The organism is Aridibaculum aurantiacum (assembly GCF_017355875.1).
Lineage (GTDB): Bacteria > Bacteroidota > Bacteroidia > Chitinophagales > Chitinophagaceae > Segetibacter > Segetibacter aurantiacus.
This window is the reverse complement of sequence record NZ_JAFEWC010000001.1, coordinates 12,435-31,422: the sequence shown is the minus strand read 5'-3', so window position 1 is coordinate 31,422 and position 18,988 is coordinate 12,435. Positions and strand designations below refer to the sequence as shown.

At 43.5% G+C, this 18,988-nt stretch carries 17 protein-coding genes; 10 read left to right on the top strand and 7 right to left on the bottom strand.

Annotation, left to right across the window (positions count from 1 at the left end):
- Positions 1 to 142 precede the first annotated feature (142 nt).
- The gene (gene mutY, locus J4N22_RS00155) at positions 143 to 1,225 is read right to left on the bottom strand and encodes an A/G-specific adenine glycosylase (RefSeq protein ID WP_207491447.1); all 1,083 of its coding nucleotides are present in this window, start codon (positions 1,223 to 1,225) and stop codon (positions 143 to 145) included.
- Positions 1,226 to 1,442: 217 nt separating this feature from the next.
- Between mutY and J4N22_RS00150 the strand changes: the two genes are divergently transcribed.
- The 4 genes from J4N22_RS00150 (at position 1,443) to J4N22_RS00135 (ending at position 5,449) form a co-directional block, all read left to right on the top strand.
- The gene (locus J4N22_RS00150; protein WP_207491445.1) at positions 1,443 to 1,736 is read left to right on the top strand and encodes an HU family DNA-binding protein; all 294 of its coding nucleotides are present in this window, start codon (positions 1,443 to 1,445) and stop codon (positions 1,734 to 1,736) included.
- Between the two features lie 101 nt (positions 1,737 to 1,837).
- A complete protein-coding gene (locus J4N22_RS00145) occupies positions 1,838 to 2,680 on the top strand; it encodes a tetratricopeptide repeat protein (protein ID WP_207491443.1) in 843 nt (280 codons plus the stop codon).
- Between the two features lie 349 nt (positions 2,681 to 3,029).
- On the top strand, positions 3,030 to 4,583 hold the full coding sequence (locus tag J4N22_RS00140) for an Rne/Rng family ribonuclease (RefSeq protein WP_207491441.1): 1,554 nt from the start codon (positions 3,030 to 3,032) through the stop codon (positions 4,581 to 4,583).
- Positions 4,584 to 4,660: 77 nt separating this feature from the next.
- Positions 4,661 to 5,449: a sterol desaturase family protein gene (locus tag J4N22_RS00135; RefSeq protein ID WP_242692002.1), complete on the top strand. Its 789-nt coding sequence runs from the start codon at positions 4,661 to 4,663 to the stop codon at positions 5,447 to 5,449.
- A 45-nt stretch (positions 5,450 to 5,494) separates the two neighbouring features.
- Here the strand turns inward: J4N22_RS00135 and J4N22_RS00130 are convergent, their stop codons facing one another.
- On the bottom strand, positions 5,495 to 6,181 hold the full coding sequence (locus J4N22_RS00130) for a zinc metallopeptidase (protein WP_207491439.1): 687 nt from the start codon (positions 6,179 to 6,181) through the stop codon (positions 5,495 to 5,497).
- A gap of 404 nt (positions 6,182 to 6,585) precedes the next feature.
- Between J4N22_RS00130 and radA the strand changes: the two genes are divergently transcribed.
- The 4 genes from radA (at position 6,586) to J4N22_RS00110 (ending at position 10,850) form a co-directional block, all read left to right on the top strand.
- Positions 6,586 to 7,956 (top strand): DNA repair protein RadA, encoded by a 1,371-nt coding sequence (gene radA, locus J4N22_RS00125; protein ID WP_207491437.1) that lies wholly within the window; start codon positions 6,586 to 6,588, stop codon positions 7,954 to 7,956.
- A 93-nt stretch (positions 7,957 to 8,049) separates the two neighbouring features.
- Positions 8,050 to 8,709: a ComF family protein gene (locus J4N22_RS00120; RefSeq protein ID WP_242692001.1), complete on the top strand. Its 660-nt coding sequence runs from the start codon at positions 8,050 to 8,052 to the stop codon at positions 8,707 to 8,709.
- Positions 8,710 to 8,775: 66 nt separating this feature from the next.
- Entirely contained in the window at positions 8,776 to 10,173 is a 1,398-nt protein-coding gene (locus J4N22_RS00115) for a choice-of-anchor Q domain-containing protein (protein ID WP_207491433.1), read from the top strand.
- A gap of 68 nt (positions 10,174 to 10,241) precedes the next feature.
- Positions 10,242 to 10,850, top strand: coding sequence for a glutathione peroxidase (locus J4N22_RS00110; protein WP_242692000.1), 609 nt, complete (start codon positions 10,242 to 10,244; stop codon positions 10,848 to 10,850).
- Between the two features lie 34 nt (positions 10,851 to 10,884).
- Here J4N22_RS00110 and J4N22_RS00105 read toward each other — a convergent pair whose 3' ends face one another.
- Complete coding sequence (locus J4N22_RS00105; RefSeq protein ID WP_207491431.1) at positions 10,885 to 11,250, bottom strand: hypothetical protein; 366 nt, start codon at positions 11,248 to 11,250, stop codon at positions 10,885 to 10,887.
- 73 nt (positions 11,251 to 11,323) lie between these two features.
- Positions 11,324 to 11,701 (bottom strand): hypothetical protein, encoded by a 378-nt coding sequence (locus tag J4N22_RS00100; RefSeq protein ID WP_207491429.1) that lies wholly within the window; start codon positions 11,699 to 11,701, stop codon positions 11,324 to 11,326.
- 163 nt (positions 11,702 to 11,864) lie between these two features.
- On the opposite strand from J4N22_RS00100, the gene J4N22_RS00095 reads away from it, so the two are divergent.
- Positions 11,865 to 13,079: a DNA polymerase III subunit gene (locus J4N22_RS00095; RefSeq protein WP_207491427.1), complete on the top strand. Its 1,215-nt coding sequence runs from the start codon at positions 11,865 to 11,867 to the stop codon at positions 13,077 to 13,079.
- Positions 13,080 to 13,649: 570 nt separating this feature from the next.
- Positions 13,650 to 15,113: a PSP1 domain-containing protein gene (locus tag J4N22_RS00090; protein ID WP_242691999.1), complete on the top strand. Its 1,464-nt coding sequence runs from the start codon at positions 13,650 to 13,652 to the stop codon at positions 15,111 to 15,113.
- A 47-nt stretch (positions 15,114 to 15,160) separates the two neighbouring features.
- On the opposite strand, the gene J4N22_RS00085 is transcribed toward J4N22_RS00090, so the two are convergent.
- The 3 genes from J4N22_RS00085 to J4N22_RS00075 all read right to left on the bottom strand — a co-directional run bounded on the left by J4N22_RS00085 (position 15,161) and on the right by J4N22_RS00075 (position 18,797).
- On the bottom strand, positions 15,161 to 16,345 hold the full coding sequence (locus J4N22_RS00085) for an FtsX-like permease family protein (protein WP_207491423.1): 1,185 nt from the start codon (positions 16,343 to 16,345) through the stop codon (positions 15,161 to 15,163).
- 12 nt (positions 16,346 to 16,357) lie between these two features.
- Positions 16,358 to 17,005, bottom strand: a complete 648-nt coding sequence (locus J4N22_RS00080; protein ID WP_207491421.1) for an ATP-binding cassette domain-containing protein — start codon at positions 17,003 to 17,005, stop codon at positions 16,358 to 16,360.
- Positions 17,006 to 17,087: 82 nt separating this feature from the next.
- Positions 17,088 to 18,797: a DUF4836 family protein gene (locus tag J4N22_RS00075; protein ID WP_207491420.1), complete on the bottom strand. Its 1,710-nt coding sequence runs from the start codon at positions 18,795 to 18,797 to the stop codon at positions 17,088 to 17,090.
- Positions 18,798 to 18,988: the final 191 nt, after the last annotated feature.

Below are 18,988 nucleotides of genomic sequence, written 5' to 3'. Positions count from 1 at the left end.
AATCGCCTGATGATAGGTTAGCCTTTTAAAATTAATTGTTTTTGCGACACAATTCAAGGTGAAAAAAAAAATTGTTCTTTTTCTAATATATGAATCAAAACAAGTGTACATCATGCGTCTTCGTCCATGCAATTTTTCATTTCTAACCAGCAGATTGAACCAGTGATTGTATATGAGGAACAAAGGCTTTTAAGGTTTTTGGAAAAGCTATGTCATCCATCTTACCCGGGTCTATTAACGAAAACTCATTTAGCGTCTTTGGATGTTCATGCACTCGCACTATCGCAAGCTGTATTACAAGTGATTGATGGGTTAGTTGTTGCTTATGTTCCTGTATTATTTCAAGTAACGAGAAATCTTTTATTTCAATTTGATGTAATAGCTTTATAACCTGCGGTCTGGTCAATTGTTGCCTTTTTGAAGATTCAATCAAGTAGAACTCATGGAGGTTTTGCCAGATGTCTTTACCCAACCTTTGGCGCACCATTACGTGCCCCTGGTATAAAAAAACAAAGTAGTAAAACCAGCGATGCTTTATTACCATCACCTTTTCTTTTACAGGCAGCAGGTCAACCTTTCCTTTTTGATAGGCGATACACCTGTATTGCAAAGGACAAGCTTCGCAAGCTGGCTGTTGAGGCGTACATACGATAGCTCCGAAATCCATGATAGCTTGGTTATACTTGGCCGGTTCGGGTTGGTATAAAAGTTTAGTAGCCAACTCATTGAAGAGCTGCTTTCCTTTTGTGGAGTCTATAGGTACACTTTCCCCAAAGTATCTTGACAGCACCCGGTACACATTACCATCCACAACGGCATGCGGTAAGCCAAAAGCAAACGAAGCAATGGCGGCGGCGGTATATGGTCCAACTCCTTTTAATTGTAAAAGTGTTTCGTAAGAAGATGGAAAATGACCTTGAGCAGCCACCTCTCTGGCAGTAGCTATTAAGTTCCTGCACCGGGAATAATAACCTAAACCCTCCCATAGTTTATAAACCTCCGTATCAGGGGCACTGGCTAAGGCTTGTATGGTAGGAAACGCAGATACAAATCTTTCGTAGTATGCAAGACCTTGTGCAACACGCGTTTGCTGAAGAATAATCTCGCTTAGCCAAATTTTATAAGGGTCTTTTTCACCCTTCCATGGCATGGTTCTTTTATTTTCAGAATCATGCCAGTCTAGAAGTTTGTATATGAATTCGTTCTGGAAATAAGGCTTATTCATGTGCAGGTTTTTCATAGGCTATAAAAGATGTTTATGCATCAGCTAATAATTATATAAGTCAAATAACTATTTGATTTACAGTGCGCAGCTACATCTTTTATTTTTATTTTTGATGTGTAATGCTATTAATAAGGGTTCTAAATATTAAAGCAGAAATTCCTGGATAGAAGAAAGAAAACCCAGGCAAAGCTGCTAAAAAAAGAAAAACAAAAACCCAATGAGAAAGTCAGATCTGATAAATCAAATTTCTGAAAAGACCGGCATTCCAAAAGTGGATGTACTGGTAACATTAGAAACAATGTTCAAGGAGGTGAAAGAAAGCTTGGCCAACGGGGAAAACATCTACATCCGGGGTTTTGGAAGTTTTATAACTAAAAAACGCGCAGCCAAAATTGGTAGAAACATCAAGCGAAATGTTGCCGTAGAAATACCGGAGCATTTCATTCCTGCCTTTAAACCGGCAAAGGAATTTGTAAGCGAGGTAAAAAATAAAAGAAAAGAGGAAGCCTAAAACTTCCTTTTTTAGTTTAAGCCATCAGCTGCTTTTAACGTATAGCTTTACCAGAATGAAAGGCATTTAGTATACTTTTGCCGCCAAATTAAAAGCCTTTCGTGAAAAGACAGCAAATCCTACTGGTAACTTTTGGTGCTATTGCCACAGTGTTACTCTTCTTGTTTGGCAATACTGTTCCTGCTAAAAAAGTAGCCACAGTAGCTGAAAATACGCCACATACAGAAAAAGCTGTAGATATAGATGATCTACTGAAACATGCCAAAGAAAGGCTGAATATGGACCAGATCCAACGTGTTACAGCCTTAGAAAATTCAGTAGTACGCGGCGACGTAAAAAATCAACAACTTAAGGCATATCAACAACTTGCAGCCTTCTGGGGCGATACTGCCCGCCTTTTTGAACCATATGCACATTATACCGCTGAAGCGGCCAAGTTGGAAAATTCTGAAAAATCCCTCACCTTTGCTGCCCATTTGTTTTTAAACAACCTAAAAACAGAGAGCGAACCAGCTATGCAAACATGGTTGGCAAGCAATGCGAAAGTTCTTTTTGAGCAAGCGTTACAACTCAATCCTGCTAATGATAGCAGCAGAATTGGCTTAGGTGCATGTTATATTTTCGGACACATCTCCAACAATCCAATGGAGGGTATTGGACCCATCAGAGCTATTGCTGAAAGGGACCCGGATAATATGTATGCGCAGCTAATACTGGGATTGGGTGGTGTACGAAGTGGACAGTATGATAGGGCTATTGAAAGATTTACAATAGTAATGGCCAACGAGCCGGATAACCTGGAAGCCGCCATCAACCTTGCAGAATCGTACGACAGGAAAGGAGATAAAGCAAATGCCATTAAGTGGTATACCTATATCAAGGATAAAATTCCAAATCCTGAAGTGAAGAAAGAACTTGAACAGAGGATAAAGACATTGAAATAACCGTTTTTTTATATTTTAAATAAATTAGAACATGCCTTGCGGAAAGAAAAGAAAGCGTCATAAAATTGCTACGCACAAGCGTAAAAAGAGACTAAGAAAAAATCGTCATAAGAAGAGAAAGTAATCTTTTCTTTTTCTGATCCTGTCATTTCCTTATGCCGGAGATTATACCTTGATCTCCGGCATTTGTTACTTTCTACTGGTCTTACCAACCATCTTGTTTTGCAACTTTTACCTTTTCCTTATCAATCTCAATTAAAAGTGGCAGGATACCTCTGTGTTGGAACAACACGAGAAGAAGGATTTGCTCCTTTGCGGGAGCAGTGTGTGAATTTTTAAAAGTTGCGTTTTGAACAAAGAATTAATTATAAACTCTACCCCACAAGGGGTGGAAATAGCTTTACTTGAAGATAAAAAGCTTGTAGAGCTACACAATGAGCTAACAGATGCCACTTTTGGTGTTGGCGACTTGTACCTGGGTAAGGTGAAAAAACTTATTCCCGGTTTAAATGCTGCCTTCATAGATGTTGGTTTCGAAAAGGATGCCTTTCTTCACTATACCGATCTCAGCCCATATGCCCGTTCTATTTTGAAGTTCACGCAATACGCGATGAACGATAAGAGCGAAGGTGGTTTTGACTTCAGTAAGTTCGAAGTGGAACCGGAGATTATAAAAACCGGTAAAATAAATGAAGTACTGGGTGGCAAGCCAAACGTATTGGTTCAAATTCTAAAAGAGCCAATTGCTGCCAAAGGACCACGTTTAAGCTGCGAGATATCTCTACCTGGTCGTTTTGTTGTACTTACTCCATTCAATGATATAGTTGCTGTTTCTAAAAAAATACATAGTAGCGACGAGCGAAAGCGCCTGCAGAAGATTGTAGAAGCCATCAAGCAGAAAAATTATGGTGTGATAGTACGCACCGCCGCCGAAGGCAAGAATACTGCTGAACTTCACGAAGATCTTACTACACTGATAAACACTTGGAAGAGCATACAGAAGAACCTGCGTGGTGCTGTTGCTCCTACCCGTATACTAAGTGAGCAGACAAAAGCTACCAGTATGCTGCGTGATCTGCTTACCGAAGATTTTAACCGAATAGTGGTTAATGATAAAACTGTGTATGCAGAAACCCGGAACTACATTCAGAAAATAGCACCGGAGAAAGCAGACATTGTTACCTACTACCACAATGGCACAGCAATTTTTGATAATTACGGTGTAACAAAACAGGTGAAAAGTGCATTTGGTAAAACAGTAAACCTGAATAGTGGTGCCTACCTGATAATAGAACACACCGAAGCTTTGCACGTAATTGATGTAAACAGTGGGTACAAAAGCGTAAGCAACAACCAGGAAGAAAATGCGCTGCAAACAAACCTGGAAGCGGCTGAAGAAATAGCACGCCAACTCAGGCTTCGAGATATCGGCGGAATAATAGTGGTCGATTTCATTGACATGAAGCTTCCTGACAACAAAAAAAAGTTGCAGGATGCCATGGACGGTTTTATGCGTCCAGACAGAGCAAAGCATGCTGTGCTGCCAATTTCTAAGTTTGGATTGATGCAGATCACCCGGCAGAGAATGCGCCCGGAGGTGAACATCAATACCTCTGAACTTTGCCCGGCATGTAATGGTACAGGTAAAATAGCTTCATCCCTCTTATTAGAAGATGAGATAGAAAAGAAACTGTTGTACCTGGTGACACACCAGCATAAGAACCTTGCTCTTCATGTCCATCCAATCCTCCATTCGCATCTTACCAAAGGATGGTTCTTTAATTCCATCCGCCATAAGTGGAACAGGAAGTATAAGACCAAGATCAAGGTATTGCCGAACAATACATACCATCTTACAGAGTTCCATTTTTACGATCACAATGAGGAAGAAATAAAATTTTAAGAAATGCCCGGTTTTAAGCCGGGTATTTTTGTTTTAGCCCCCAAACAAAATACCTTCAGAACAGGTTAATTAAATTTATGGCTGAACTACCCGATCTTTCTGATCCATTGATTTTTGGGTTTGTTACCCTCCTCTTTATGCTTGTAGTAATAGGCAGGTACTTTCTCATTGCCGGCCTTTTTCATCTTTGGTTTTATGTGTGGAACAAGGAAAAATGGCATTCAAGAAACCTTGGGAAGAAAGCTGTGAACCGCAAGCAGTTTCTTGCAGAGATACGCTGGTCGATGATCACCTCTTTCATTTTTGCAATAGCAGGCGCCTTTACAGCTTTACTATGGCAAAATGGACACACCAAAATTTATACGGATGTAGCAGCATTTGGATGGTGGTACCTGCCTGTTAGCCTGCTGGCTTCCATGATAATCCACGAGACCTATTACTACTGGCTTCACCGGTGGATGCACCGGCCAAAGGTGTTTAAACTGCTGCACAAGGTGCACCATGACAGCAATACTACCAGTGCCTGGACAGCTTTTTCATTTCACCCATTAGAAGGTCTGCTACAGTCACTGATCCTCCCCCTGATCATTCTCGTATTGCCTATGCACGTGTACGTCCTGCTATTGCAATTGACCATTATGACCTTTAGCAGTGTTATCAATCATCTCGAGATTGAAGTTTACCCGCAAGGGTTCAGCAGGCATTGGTTAGGCAGGTGGCTAATTGGCGCTACGCACCACTCGCTACACCACAAGCAGTTTAGGTATAACTATGGTCTGTATTTTACCTTTTGGGACAAACTTAAGGATACAGAAAGTCCCAACTACTTGCCGCTGTTTGAAGAAAAAACTACAGGGGTAAAATAAAAAAGCCGGTATCGCTACCGGCTTTTTAAATCATCAGCTATAAAATTACTCCCTGTTTCTTCCACCAAGGAAGATCAGCACATACTGAATTAGGATAACAAGCGAAGCGATAGCAGCAACAACATATGTCATTGCAGCCCATTTTAAAGCATCTTTTGCTTGCTCATGCTGCTGGCCAGATGTTACATTGGTGTTATTCAACCAGGCAAGGGCACGACGGCTGGCATCAAATTCTACCGGCAGCGTAACAAAAGCAAATATGGTCGTCAGCGCAAAAAGTATAATACCACCCAACAGGAGCATCGGGAATACATTGATCATAAGTATACCTGCAAGCAATACCCATTGAACAATGCCGCTGCTAAACTGCACCACAGGCACCAACTTGCTCCGCATTTGTAACCATTGGTAAGCTGTAGCGTGTTGTATAGCATGTCCACATTCGTGTGCCGCCACCGCAGCCGCAGCTATACTATTCCCCGCATACACTTCAGGGCTAAGGTTTACTGTTCTCTTTGCAGGATCGTAATGATCGGTTAAATAACCTTGCACCGATACCACCTGCACATTATAAATACCGTTTTCGTGAAGCATTTTTTCAGCTATCTCCTTGCCTGTCATTCCGTTGCGCAATGGCAGCTGGCTATATTTCGCAAACTTTCCCTTTAACGTAGAAGACACCAGGAAACTGATGCCTACGAAAATCAGGGATATGATCATTATTGATTGCATAGTCGTTTTTTATTTGTTCTTGCAATTTACCCACCAAATCGTTGAGGCTGAAAACAAGGAGATAATTCCGCTGTTAAATCAGTCATAATGTCCGAAACAGGCTCTCTCAACCTGCCATACCAGCACAACAAGAAGAGATTTCACCTAGAAATATAGGCCTCACAAGTGCGAATAATGACGTTCAAAAGTTATTCACACGGCTTAAATTTAATTTTGAAATGTGAACCATATTTGTAATTTAGTGGCAGAATTTAATGGGTTAGTAAGTAAACGGGGTCGTCATTCTTGACGACCCTTTCTTTTTTATCATGTTTCTTACCTCTTTGTTTATCAACTTTATACAGCTACTTTAAAGCTGAACCTGCCGTAATCATTGCTGGTAGTTGTATCCTTATCTTTAGCGCATGAGCAAATCAAAAACTGCTTTTTTCTGTAGCAACTGTGGTCATGAAAGTGCCAAGTGGCTTGGCAAATGTCCATCGTGCAACACGTGGAATTCCTTTGTAGAAGAGGTGCTTCAAAAAGGGAATGACAAGAATGACAAAGGATGGAATGATTACAACAACAGTCCTCGTTTAACCAAGACAGTTTTACTAAATGATGTAACCAGTACAAAAGAAGAAAGGATAACAACAACTGACCCCGAACTAAATCGCGTATTAGGTGGAGGCATAGTTGCCGGAAGTATAATATTGGTTGCAGGTGAGCCAGGCATTGGTAAGAGTACCTTGTTACTGCAAGCAGGTTTACTGCTAAAAGGAATTACAACCTTATACATAAGTGGTGAAGAAAGCGAGCAGCAAATAAAGATGCGGGCCAACCGTTTGAACCACGATAACGAAAACTTTTACCTTCTTACTGAAACTACCACCAATACTATTTTCCAGGAGATAAAGAAGGTGCGTCCTCATTTAGTGATCGTTGATTCCATCCAAACCCTTCAATCAAATTTTGTAGAGTCTTCTGCAGGTAGTGTTTCACAAATAAGAATATGTGCTGCTGAGTTTCAACGTTTCGCTAAAGAGACCAATACGCCTGTCATTCTTATTGGTCACATTACAAAAGATGGCGCTATAGCAGGCCCTAAAATATTAGAGCACATGGTGGATACTGTTCTGCAGTTTGAAGGGGACCGTCATTATGCATACCGAATACTACGTACCCTAAAAAACAGGTTTGGAAGTACCGCAGAACTCGGCATTTATGAAATGAGTGGCGATGGTATGCGCAGCGTGTCCAATCCTTCAGAAATTCTCATCACACAAAAAGAAGAACAACTAAGCGGTAGTGCCATAGCTGCTACTTTAGAAGGCTTGAGACCACTGCTGATAGAGGTACAGGCGTTGGTGACGCAGAGTGTTTATGGTACTCCTCAAAGAACCGTAAGTGGTTTTGACTTGAGAAGGCTGCAACTATTGCTTGCTGTTCTAGAAAAACGCGGTGGTTTTCATTTTGGCGTAAAAGATGTTTTTGTAAACATAGCGGGAGGACTGAAAATAGAAGATCCGTCTACTGACCTTGCTGTTATCTGTGCTCTCTTGAGCAGCTACGAAGATGTACCACTACCGCAAAATATTTGCTTTGCCGGTGAAGTAGGTTTGAATGGTGAGATACGCGCAGTGAACCGCATTGAACAACGTATAGCCGAAGCAGAAAAGCTAGGTTTTGAAAAGATCATCGTTTCTCGGTACAACAAAAAAGGCTTTGCCAAAGGATCAGGTATACAGGTAGTAGCTGTAGCCCAGGTAAGCGAGGTTTACCAGTTGTTGTTTTAGCAGGATCTATAACCAGTTGCTTTACTTTCAGCAAAACGATTTGTAGATTAGTAGATGCAGTTGCTGAAGTCATCCATAGACCATTTGTTGCATATGTTCTACCCGCACATTTGCACTGGCTGCGGTACAGATATATTAGCTCCTGATCAGCAACTGTGCCTGCACTGTCTTAATGATCTTCCTGTTACAAACTTCTTTGGACATCCCGGCAATCCTGTAGAACAAATCTTTTACGGCAGGCTGAACGTTTACCAGGCGGCGGCAGGTTACTTTTTCACCAAGCAATCACTGCTGCAACACTTACTCATTCAGCTGAAGTATAGAGGCAACCAGGAAATTGGCTATTACCTTGGTCAACAGCTGGGTTATCTAATAAAAGCACACAATGCATTTGCTACAGTAGATGCCATGATCCCGCTGCCACTAAACCCAAGGAAGGAAAAGAAAAGAGGCTACAACCAGGCTACCGCTCTTTGCAATGGAATAGCGGCTGTCACCAATATACCTGTTATTGACAAGGTGGTGATACGAAAAGTATATACGGAAACGCAGACGCAGATGGGCAGGATAAACAGGTGGGAGAACATGGATGGTGTATTTGCTGTTTTAGACGAACCGGCGCTGCAGGGCAAACACCTGCTGCTGGTAGATGATGTGGTAACCACCGGCGCTACATTGGAAGCTTGTGGCAGCGAAATATTGAAAGTTGCCGGCACCAATCTCAGCATAGCCACACTCGCTTACACTATATAAAGAACCCTTTCTCTTCAACAGTGCCAATAACCATTTCTTCTCCTCATTTCCTTTACTTTTGAGTAGATGAAAAATTTGTGGAATATAGTGGCGGCGGTTCTATTAATCTTTATAGTCAATGCATGCCGCAAAACAGGCTTTATTGAATCTCCTGATGCCTTTCTGACTACATCGCAGGATACACTTCATTTCGATACTGTTTTTACCAGCACTGGTTCCATCACGCAATCTTTCAAAATCTTCAATCACAACGACCAGAAGCTGCGGTTGTCATCTGTGCAACTGATGGGTGGATCAAATTCGCCGTTCAGGATGAATGTAGACGGAACAGCAAGTACATCCGTAAGAAACATAGAGGTAGCTCCTAATGACAGTATTTATGTATTTGTAACTGTTACCATCAATCCTAATGCAGCAGACCTTCCTTTCATAGTGCAGGACAGCATACAGATCATATTTAATGGCAACACCCGTTTCGTACAGCTTGATGCCTTTGGGCAGAACGCCAACTTTTACCGCAACCGCCGCATTACCCGCGACTCCACCTGGAACAACGATCTGCCGTTTGTGATCCTTGGCGGTGTTACGGTCGATAGCAGTGTAACGCTCACCATCAATAAAGGCTGCAGGATCTATCATCATGCTGATGCGCCTTTCATAGTACGAGGCAGCCTGAAGGTTATGGGTGAAAAAGAAGACAGCCTTCGTGTTCGTTTCCAGGGCGACCGGTTAGATCAATATTACCGCGACTTCCCCGGAAGCTGGCCAGGCATCTATTTCCTTTCTTCCAGCCAAGATAATGTGCTGAATTACGCGATTATAAAAAACGCTTACCAAGGCATCATTTCAGAGCTTCCTGCACGCAACAACCAGCCGAAGGTCAGGCTCAACCAAACCATCATTGACAATATTTACGATGTAGGTATACTTGGCATTGCTACCACCATCGATGCTACCAATTGCCTGATAAGCAATTGCGGAAACAACATAGGGATTACTGCAGGCGGTAGCTACAATTTTACCCACTGCACGGTAGCCAGTATTGGCAACAGCTACATCCAGCACAGGAACCCGGTGCTCTTCATCTCCAATGCGGTTTCGCAAACACTCACCAATCCAGTTGCAGCTAATTTTACTAATTGCATTATATACGGTGAAGGAGGAATAGTAGAGAACGAGATCGTACTCGACAGCAAAGGAACAACAGCACCTTTTAATGTTACTTTTACCAATGTTCTATATAAGCAAAAGGAAGATCCAGCAATACCCGGGGTGATTTTCAGTAACAGTCTTAGAAACGAATCTCCTCGTTTTGATAGTATCAATGTTGGAAACAGGATCTTTAATTTCCGTTTAGCGGCTCAATCGCCTGCAATAAATATAGGTGTAAATACAAGTACGCTGATAGATCTTGATGGCAAAACGCGTACGGGCATCCCTGATATTGGGTGTTATGAACACTAATCTTCTTCAATAACTACAATGACTGCAACTTTTTAAGTATAGTTCTTGTTATCATCTAAAATAAAAACATGAGACTTCTTCCTATTGTTATAACCGCACTTGCTTTTGCAGCATGCAATTCTGCCCAAAGAACAAATAGCAATACAACTACTTCAAATACTATGGAGACAACTACAAGTACAGAAACAGGAGGCAGCAGGGCTCCCAACAATATCCACCGCTTCCAGCTAGCTTCCATAGATGGCAGCACCATCAACTTTGGCGACTACAGGGGAAAGAAAATTCTTGTAGTAAATACTGCCAGCGAATGTGGCTATACCCGCCAATACGAAGGTTTGGAAAAACTTTACCAGGCTCACAAAGACAAACTGGTAGTAGTAGGCGTTCCGGCCAACAACTTTGGTGGACAGGAACCAGGAACCAATGAAGAGATCGCTTCTTTCTGCAAAAAGAACTACGGAGTTACTTTTCCTTTAACAGCCAAGGTGGATGTAGTAGGAGAAAATCGACATGAACTTTTTACATGGCTTACTGAAAAACGCCATAACGAAGTTTTGGATGCTACCATCAAATGGAATTTCAACAAGTTTCTGCTGGATGAAAAAGGAAACCTGCTGGCATATTTCCCAAGCAAGACAGAGCCGCAAAGCGAAGAGATACTGGCATACCTGAAATAGGTAAACAACTTTTTAAAGCAGTTGATAAAGGTGGTCACTTGATCACCTTTATCAACTGCTTCTTCTTTGGTGGGTTATCCCACAACTCGCAAAGCATACAATCCGCTGCAGTGCTGTCAGAGGCAAGTACTGCAAACTTGATCTTCTCACCCACTTTAGCCTCTGCAGGAAAACTACATTGATTGGCTACTGAAAAAACATGTTCAAAAACTGGCTGTCCGCTGCCTTGTTGCCACGAAGCCTGCCCCAAATTATAATGAGTTTCATCCAATACCTGCACAGCAATGGTAGCACAGCTGCGGTGGATTATTGTACCATTTACAATAGCCGGGCTCGTTTTCAGCTGGTCGCAGCTCTTGTAAGAAATGCTGAACAATAGAACGCTGAACAAGATTTTCATATTAAAATGCCGGCACGATTGATGCCGGCTTGTAAGCTAGAATTTTCTCGTTAACCAGTAAAGCCTGATTTCCTTATTTGTCTTTTCCTACAGAAACAACTTGTATTAGTTGCTTCTGAGCCGGCGGATTATCCCATAAAGCACAAGTAACACATTCTTTTATTGAAGGATCTGTAGAGATCACTTTAAAAGTTATCTCCTGTCCTACCGTTGCAGCTGAAGGAAATGAACAAATATTCTCTACTGAAAACACATGCTCGTACGCTGGTTTGTTGGGTGCTTGCTGCCATATAGGCTGACCCAGGTGGTAAAAAGCTGTATCCAGAACTTGCACAGCTACAGTGGCGCAACTGCGGTGGACGAGCTTTCCTTTTATCACCACGCCATCAGCGGATTTTTTACATGCACCAAACAAGAGGAACATTAATGGTAGTGCTACAATCAGTTTCATATGTAGTTGGTTTTATTATTTAATAATGCCCTCCTGACAATGGCTTTGAGGAAACCGTTGCACTTAATGAAATGCTAAAGCTGCTGCTGCTTGTGATGTAGATGGGGATTTCCTTTTGTACAGAAAGCCGGAAAATCTGTAGCACCACCCCTATCTTCGCCACATGCTTTTTAAGGATGTTATAGGACAGGAAGAGGTGAAGCAGCACCTGGCGGAAATGATAAACCATAACCGTCTGAGTCATGCTTTACTATTTTTAGGAAAAGAAGGTAGTGGCGGTTTGCCGCTTGCACTGGCATTTGCCCAATATATTGTTTGCGAAAAAGTAAATCGTTCTAATAATCCTGAGCCTGCCGGTCCTTCTCTTTTTGGTTTTGATGAACCTGCAGAGACCGTTGCCCCCGCTATGCTTACGGATGCCTGTGGTGTATGCCCTGCCTGTACAAAAGCGCAGCAACTGGTGCATCCTGATATCCACTACTCTTTCCCGGTAGTGTCGAAGAAAAGTGGCGACAAACCAAAATCCTCTGATTTTATTACTGAATGGCGCGAATTTGTAAAGCAACAGCCTTACGGAAATGCTTACGATTGGCTTCAGTTCATTGGTGCCGATAACAAACAGGGAAATATTACAGCAGAGGAATGTAACGACATTATCCGCCAGCTGAGCCTGAAGAGCTTTGAAAGCGAATACAAAATATTAGTGATGTGGATGCCTGAGTACCTGGGCAACCAGGGAAATAAGCTGCTGAAGCTGATCGAGGAGCCACCTGCCAATACGCTCTTTCTCCTGGTGGCAGAAAAAGAAGAGCAGATACTGCAAACCATCTTGTCGCGTACGCAGCTGGTAAAGATCCCGCTGCTGGATGCGCCACAGGTAGAACAAGCCTTGATTGATCGCCACCAGGTGTCGGCGGCGCAGGCACAAATGATTGCCCGTCTTTCTGAAGGAAATTACCACGAGGCCTTGCAACTGATGCAGCATGCCGAAGACGACTGGCTGGTACAACTACGGGAGTGGTTGAATGCTACGGTAAAAGGCGGTCCCGCAGCCCAGGTGAAGTGGGTGGACGAAGTGGCGAAAATGGGTCGGGAAAAACAAAAGCAATTTTTACAATACTTCAACCACGTACTGGAGCAATGCATCCGGCTGCGGATAATGGGGCAGGAGCACGTAACGCTGGCAGAAACCGAAATTGATTTTGCGCAGCGGGTAAATAAGATCAGCGGTGTAACGCAGCAGCAGGCGATCATCCACGAGCTGGACAGTGCCACCTACTACATAGAAAGAAACGCGAACGCAAAAATGTTGTTCCTGGCGCTCACTATCAAAATTAGTCATATCATTAAAAATAGGGTACTGGTGAAGGCGGTTTAGGGTCATATTTCCCTCTTTGGCAGCTGCAGCTTGTGAAACCTTCTTTAAAAAGAAGCAGGTTTCTGTGTAACAGCAGCGGCTAATCCATAGCCTTTTGCTCCCCCAACAACTCTAGATGGGTGTTTTTGAGCCCGTTATTGCACATTACCTACAAACGCCCACATTAGTTAATGCTTTTGTTTGCGTTAAGCATTGATTATAAATCATTATTTTTGGTGCTATGGTAGCTGTATTGCCTGCAATACACGCTAAGCGAGGAGAGAGTTTATGAGTGAGCAGTTTGTATGCGTGCAGCAATGAAAGAGCCCGGTTGGCTTTTTCATTCAACAGTAAAAGATATATTCCTACATATTAACAGCAACAAAGCACTGCAGCCGGTATGGTGTTCTTAGCACGAACAACCAGTTTGGCATCTGCTTCATTATTTCTCCCCCTTTCTTGCGCTACCGCATTATTTAATCTTTTATACGAACTATAGATATGGGATGTGGAAGTTGTGGAACCGCAACAGGCGGAAAACCAGGAGGATGTAAAAGTAACGGGGGCTGCAGCACCGGTGGCTGCAACCGAATGAATGTTCACGATTGGCTAATGAACCTGCCTTTCAGTGACCCCGAAAGCACTTGCCGGATTGTAGAATTGAGCTTCAATAACGGTAGCCGCAAAGATTTTTACCGAAACGCTACCCTCCAGCACTTTGAGAAAGGTGAATATGTAACAGTGGAAGGTGTAAGTGGAATAGACGTGGGTGAAGTTTCCTTAAGCGGAGAATTGGTAAGGATACAGCTCAAAAAGAAGGGTGTGGATGAGAACAGCGCGCAGCTAAAAAAGATCATCCGCCGGAGCACTGAAGCTGACATCAATAAGTTCGTGGAGAATAAGGCAAGGGAGAAAGAGGCACTGGTAAGAAGCCGTGCTATTGCCCGCACCTTGAACCTGGACATGAAACTGGCGGAAGTAGAAATACAGGCAGACGGTAAAAAAGCTACCTTTTTCTACACAGCAGATGACCGTGTAGACTTTCGCGAACTGATAAGATTATTTGCTGGCGAATTTAAAGTGAAGGTGGAAATGCGCCAGATTGGTGCACGCCAGGAAGCTGGCAAAGTGGGAGGAATAGGAAGCTGTGGTCGCGAACTTTGCTGCGCCACATGGCTTACTGACTTTAAAAGCGTGAATACCACTGCAGCGCGTTACCAGAACTTATCGATCAATCAAACCAAGTTGAGCGGCCAGTGTGGTCGCTTGAAATGCTGTTTGAATTACGAGCTGGATACTTACCTGGATGCGCTTCAGCATTTCCCGGACAATGCGGATGTGATACACATTACCCGCAGCCCTGCCTACCTGGTGAAGAAGGACATCTTCAAAAACCTGATGTGGTATACCACGCCAGACAGCAGTAAGCACTACCCGCTTACCATTGCCAGGGTAAAAGAAATTTTACGCATGAACGCTGCCGGCGAAAAACCTGATGAACTGGAGCCGGTAGAAGTGATCTCGAACAAGATAAAAGAAGTAGAACCTGAATTTGTAGATGTGGTTGGGCAGATAAGCCTCCGCAGCCTGGAGCGCAACAGCCGCAAAAGGAAAGACAAAGACAGCAGGGACCAGCGCGACCAGCGTGGTGGCGACAGGAGGGACAGCGGCCCACGTGGCAATGCACCTGCTGGAAATCGTCCGCAGCAGCAGGCAAGAGAAGGAAGACCTGCAGTCAAAGGGCAACCAAGGCAGCAAGGACAAGGACCACAGCCACCGCAAGACAGGGCTGCACAGCCTCAGAGGCCACAGCAGCGTGAACGTGGACCAAGAGAAAGGCCAGCCACTAATCCAAATGCTGCACCAGGACCTCAAAAAGCGCCTCAGCAACAGCAGCAACGCCCAAATCAAAATCCGCGTGGACCACAACAGCCTCGTGGACCACAGCAGCCAAGGCCACAACAGCAACAACAAAGGCCGCCGCAACAACGACCACCGCAGCAGCAGCGCCCAAATCAAAAACCACCGGAAGGCGATAAGCCATCTGATAAATAAAAGAAAAGCCACCTCAGCGGGTGGCTTTTTCTATTTCCTCTACTAATTTATTCCTCTGCCTGTTTTATGTATTTATAGATGGTTCTTGTATTCACCAGCCAAAGCACCAGCAGAATAAGAGCAGCGGTGAGTACAGTATAATATGATATCCACGGGCTGATGTTCATGTTCTGCTGCTGCAGGAAACGTTGTAACCACCACTGCAGTACCGCCACCACCAGCAGGCAAATAAGCGTAATAATAATATTGAACGGCATAAACTGCCGTAGCAGGAAACGCTGCAGCTGCTTGGGCGAGGTGCCAAGCGTAATCAGCAGGTTGATCTCTGTTTTTGTAGAAGCGATCGTCAGCTGGATGAACAGCGAGAACACCAGCAGCGCAAACAATAGCATGGTTGCACCTGTGACCCATGAAGCATTGACCACCGTATTTACCACCTGGCGGTACTTGCTAAAACGGGTTTTGTCCGCATCCGTTACCAGCCCCTTTTCCTGTAAATATTCCACCAGCTGCGGATCGCCGGGATCATTTGTTTTTATGACCACACGTGATGGTCTTGACTCTGCACCTACACTAAACCGCTGGTTTGCCCATTTTAAAAAATTATCCGGCACCAGCACAGAAGATATACGGTCGCTGAAACCCACTACCCTCCCGGTAAACTGCACCACCTGGCCGCTGCCATGTATGTTGATGATGATAGGTATGGACATGACCATGCCCTGCGTTAGCTGAATGAGGTTTTGCGATGGTGCGAACCCAAAATTGTACAGGTCTAAAAACTGGTTAGGAATGATCATCGGGATGACTTGCGAACCTTCCTCCCACTTCCAATCTGTTGACTGAACATCAATGAACTTGTTTGGTACGCTCTCAAAAAACAGGTCGGTATAAAAAGGGAAGTTGTCGCTGGGGCTTTGTGCCGTCACTTTGAAACGACTTGCTGTAAGTTGACCTACTTCTTCAATAAAAGGCTGTTGCTGCAGTTCAGCAACCTGCTGAGCACTTAATGTATTATCGCTGCTGTTGCCATCTATCTTCTTGTTGATGACCAAAAAGTTGGCAATACTGTCCTGGTTGCTTTCGCCGTGCAGCAGCTCGTTGTAATTTACCTGCACCTGCACCGCCGAAAAAATGAGCAGCATGGCTATAGACAAACCGGTTGCTGCCATCAATCTCCTGCTTTTCCCTATCCCGCTCCTGATGATCTTTTTTAGTAATTGGTGAAACATGAACTGCCGGGGTTATAAAGTATAGTATTGGGTGTAGTTAAAGTTGGTATCATCATCCAGGTCAGTGAGAATAAAGCCTGCGTTTCTCTTGGCACATTCCTCAGCTATCAAGGCGGCAGCTTTTTTTGTATTCTCACTATCAAGATGGCTAAATGGCTCATCCATGATCAGCCACTTGAAAGGCTGCATCAACGAGCGGATGATGGCCAGCCGCTGCTGTTCGCCATAGCTGCAAATGCCTGCTTTTTGATGAAGTATACCGGCTACACCTAATCGCTCTGCCATTTCATTTATCACCCCTGCCTCATATAGCGGTTTGCCCATTACCCGCTTCAGTTCTATGTTTTCACGTGCAGTAAGGTTAGGAAACAGCCGCAGGTCCTGGAAGATGACACTCATCTGTTGCTGTCTTTTTTCAGCAAGCTCAACGCCGTTTATGTTCCTGATATCTTTGATGCCCCACAGGATATTGCCTTCGTAATCGTGGCGCACCTTGTACAGCATATTCATCAAGGTTGTTTTACCGGTACCACTGGGTGCTTTTATTTTTATCCATTCGCCAGGGGCAAAAACCACCTGCGTATTCCATATACCTGATTGCCTCGCCAATATCTTTTCGCGAAGCGGTATTGGCACTACCTGCTGTAATTGTATCTGCATTGTATTGATGCGGGAGTTTTACACTCAAATTAAATGAAAAAGGTTGCGACTTAGCGCAACCTTTTCCTATACATTATCATGCTTATTGAGCAGTATCTGTTTTGCTTGGTTCCAGTTCTTCCAGCTCTACATCATCTACGCTTATGTTAGCAGGATTGCTAAAAGTATGTCCAACAGAAGAAAGGAATTGCACCAGCGATACCAGGCTGTTCTCTTTCTCGTTCTTCATCCTTAGTTCAAAATGACCAGCAGTATACTTGCCATTGAAGTTGTCAGCATGTCCTTTTGCATCTCGGAAAGTAGCTTTTGCCTGTGGCATAACAGCGTTTGGACCACCTTCAGCTGGGAACTGGTTTAGGATGCTTTCAATATTTACATAGAAGGCAGCATTCTTTCCTTTGAAGTCGCCCATGATGTCGTTGCTGATACCAGCTTTTGCATTACCGGCTTTGTATTGTGCCAATAACTCTGCGTCAGATGCAGCCAATAGATTTTTATCATCCACCACTACCTGGTAGCCGGTTCTGCTGATGGCTTCAGTAGCACGATATTCATTACCTTGTTTTACCATCAATCCCATCTCTACCAGTTTATCCATTAGCCTGTTCATCTGGGCTTTATCGCCTACAGGCACATTCAGCACCATCCTCATTGGGCTAGCTGTCTTTGGCATACCTGTAGCAGGATCAACCTGTGGCATAGTGAAATCAGAAACAACAACAGCCATATCGCCTTTAATAGCTTTTGCTACATCTTCTACTGTGTACTGTCCACCAAGAGCGTTTGACAAATACTGGTCAGCAACACCTTTTACTTCCAGGTGCATGATGATGTCGTTGATCATTCCCGGGTTGAAAGCAAAAGCCATGAAACCGTTGATGTTTTTAGAAGGATAACGCTCTACCATGTTCAGGTCAACTGTAGGACCAGCATATTTCTTCAGGATATTGCTAAGCGCCGGGCTGCTATACGACCTTGTTTCTACCACTACTTTACCATCTTCAAAATTGAGTGTTGCTGCGGTGAAACTATTTTCGATCAGCTCCTTCACCTTAGGTAAAGGAATAGGCATATTCTCTAAACTTGAAGTAGAGTTCACCCAGAAACTTCCGTCTGCATTTTCCTGCATCAGGTCTCTGAACTCAGGAATAGAAGCAATAGACTGGTCCTCTTTCATAGCGAAATAAGCCGCTACTTCAGATTTCAGGTCATTGCCGGTATTGGCTGGTTGCTTGAAGTTGTATTCGCCGGTAGTGCTGTCAAATTCCATCTGCATTCCTGCATTCTGGTTTGCAGTCATTACCAACACAAGGTCGTTGCCCCATGCTACAATGCTGTTGCCCTCTACATTAGCATAAGAATAATCTTTCTCTTTTCTTATTTCTGCATTGGGTTGCTTCTTCTTTACATAAGCTTCCATTTTACCGGCATCCTTTAAACCGCCGATACCTGCTACAATAGAGTTACCGCCGGCCATACCCATGCCGCCGCTTTTCTGAACAACAGATACATAGAAGTTTTCGCTTAGGTCAATTCCTGAGTTTTGGAATTCTTCCCATTCTTTTTTGCCTTTGCTTACAGTCGTATCATCCTTCGAGAATGACTTGAATAAATTTTCTACCGTAGCCTGGCTTTTAGCCAATTTGTTGGTGATGGCTTTGGTGTTGATGGCAGCAACAAAAACAGCATTTTTTGGAATATGCCTCGTTTGTTTGGGTGCAGATTTTTTACATGAAGTAAAGACCGCTGCTGAAAGCAATAGCAGCAGCGACAACCTGGTGATAGATTTCATAAACAATTAGTGGTTTAGGGCAACGAAGGTAATAGGTTGAACGATAATTTAGAAGTTATTATATGAGGTGTTTCCAGCTACTGTAGCCGGTAAAGCCTGCATAGATAAAAGCTTCTGGAAATTCATTTTCTCCATTCACATGTACCCATTTAAAATTTTGATACGGCTTATAACGTAACCGCCCGTTATTT

Coding starts and splice junctions, on each gene's coding strand:
- mutY (WP_207491447.1), bottom strand. CDS start 1,225: ATGAATAAGCCTTATTTCCAGAACGAATTCATATACAAACTTCTAGAC.
- J4N22_RS00150 (WP_207491445.1), top strand. CDS start 1,443: ATGAGAAAGTCAGATCTGATAAATCAAATTTCTGAAAAGACCGGCATT.
- J4N22_RS00135 (WP_242692002.1), top strand. CDS start 4,661: ATGGCTGAACTACCCGATCTTTCTGATCCATTGATTTTTGGGTTTGTT.
- J4N22_RS00130 (WP_207491439.1), bottom strand. CDS start 6,181: ATGCAATCAATAATGATCATATCCCTGATTTTCGTAGGCATCAGTTTC.
- radA (WP_207491437.1), top strand. CDS start 6,586: ATGAGCAAATCAAAAACTGCTTTTTTCTGTAGCAACTGTGGTCATGAA.
- J4N22_RS00120 (WP_242692001.1), top strand. CDS start 8,050: ATGTTCTACCCGCACATTTGCACTGGCTGCGGTACAGATATATTAGCT.
- J4N22_RS00115 (WP_207491433.1), top strand. CDS start 8,776: ATGAAAAATTTGTGGAATATAGTGGCGGCGGTTCTATTAATCTTTATA.
- J4N22_RS00110 (WP_242692000.1), top strand. CDS start 10,242: ATGAGACTTCTTCCTATTGTTATAACCGCACTTGCTTTTGCAGCATGC.
- J4N22_RS00105 (WP_207491431.1), bottom strand. CDS start 11,250: ATGAAAATCTTGTTCAGCGTTCTATTGTTCAGCATTTCTTACAAGAGC.
- J4N22_RS00100 (WP_207491429.1), bottom strand. CDS start 11,701: ATGAAACTGATTGTAGCACTACCATTAATGTTCCTCTTGTTTGGTGCA.
- J4N22_RS00095 (WP_207491427.1), top strand. CDS start 11,865: ATGCTTTTTAAGGATGTTATAGGACAGGAAGAGGTGAAGCAGCACCTG.
- J4N22_RS00090 (WP_242691999.1), top strand. CDS start 13,650: ATGAATGTTCACGATTGGCTAATGAACCTGCCTTTCAGTGACCCCGAA.
- J4N22_RS00085 (WP_207491423.1), bottom strand. CDS start 16,345: ATGTTTCACCAATTACTAAAAAAGATCATCAGGAGCGGGATAGGGAAA.
- J4N22_RS00080 (WP_207491421.1), bottom strand. CDS start 17,005: ATGCAGATACAATTACAGCAGGTAGTGCCAATACCGCTTCGCGAAAAG.
- J4N22_RS00075 (WP_207491420.1), bottom strand. CDS start 18,797: ATGAAATCTATCACCAGGTTGTCGCTGCTGCTATTGCTTTCAGCAGCG.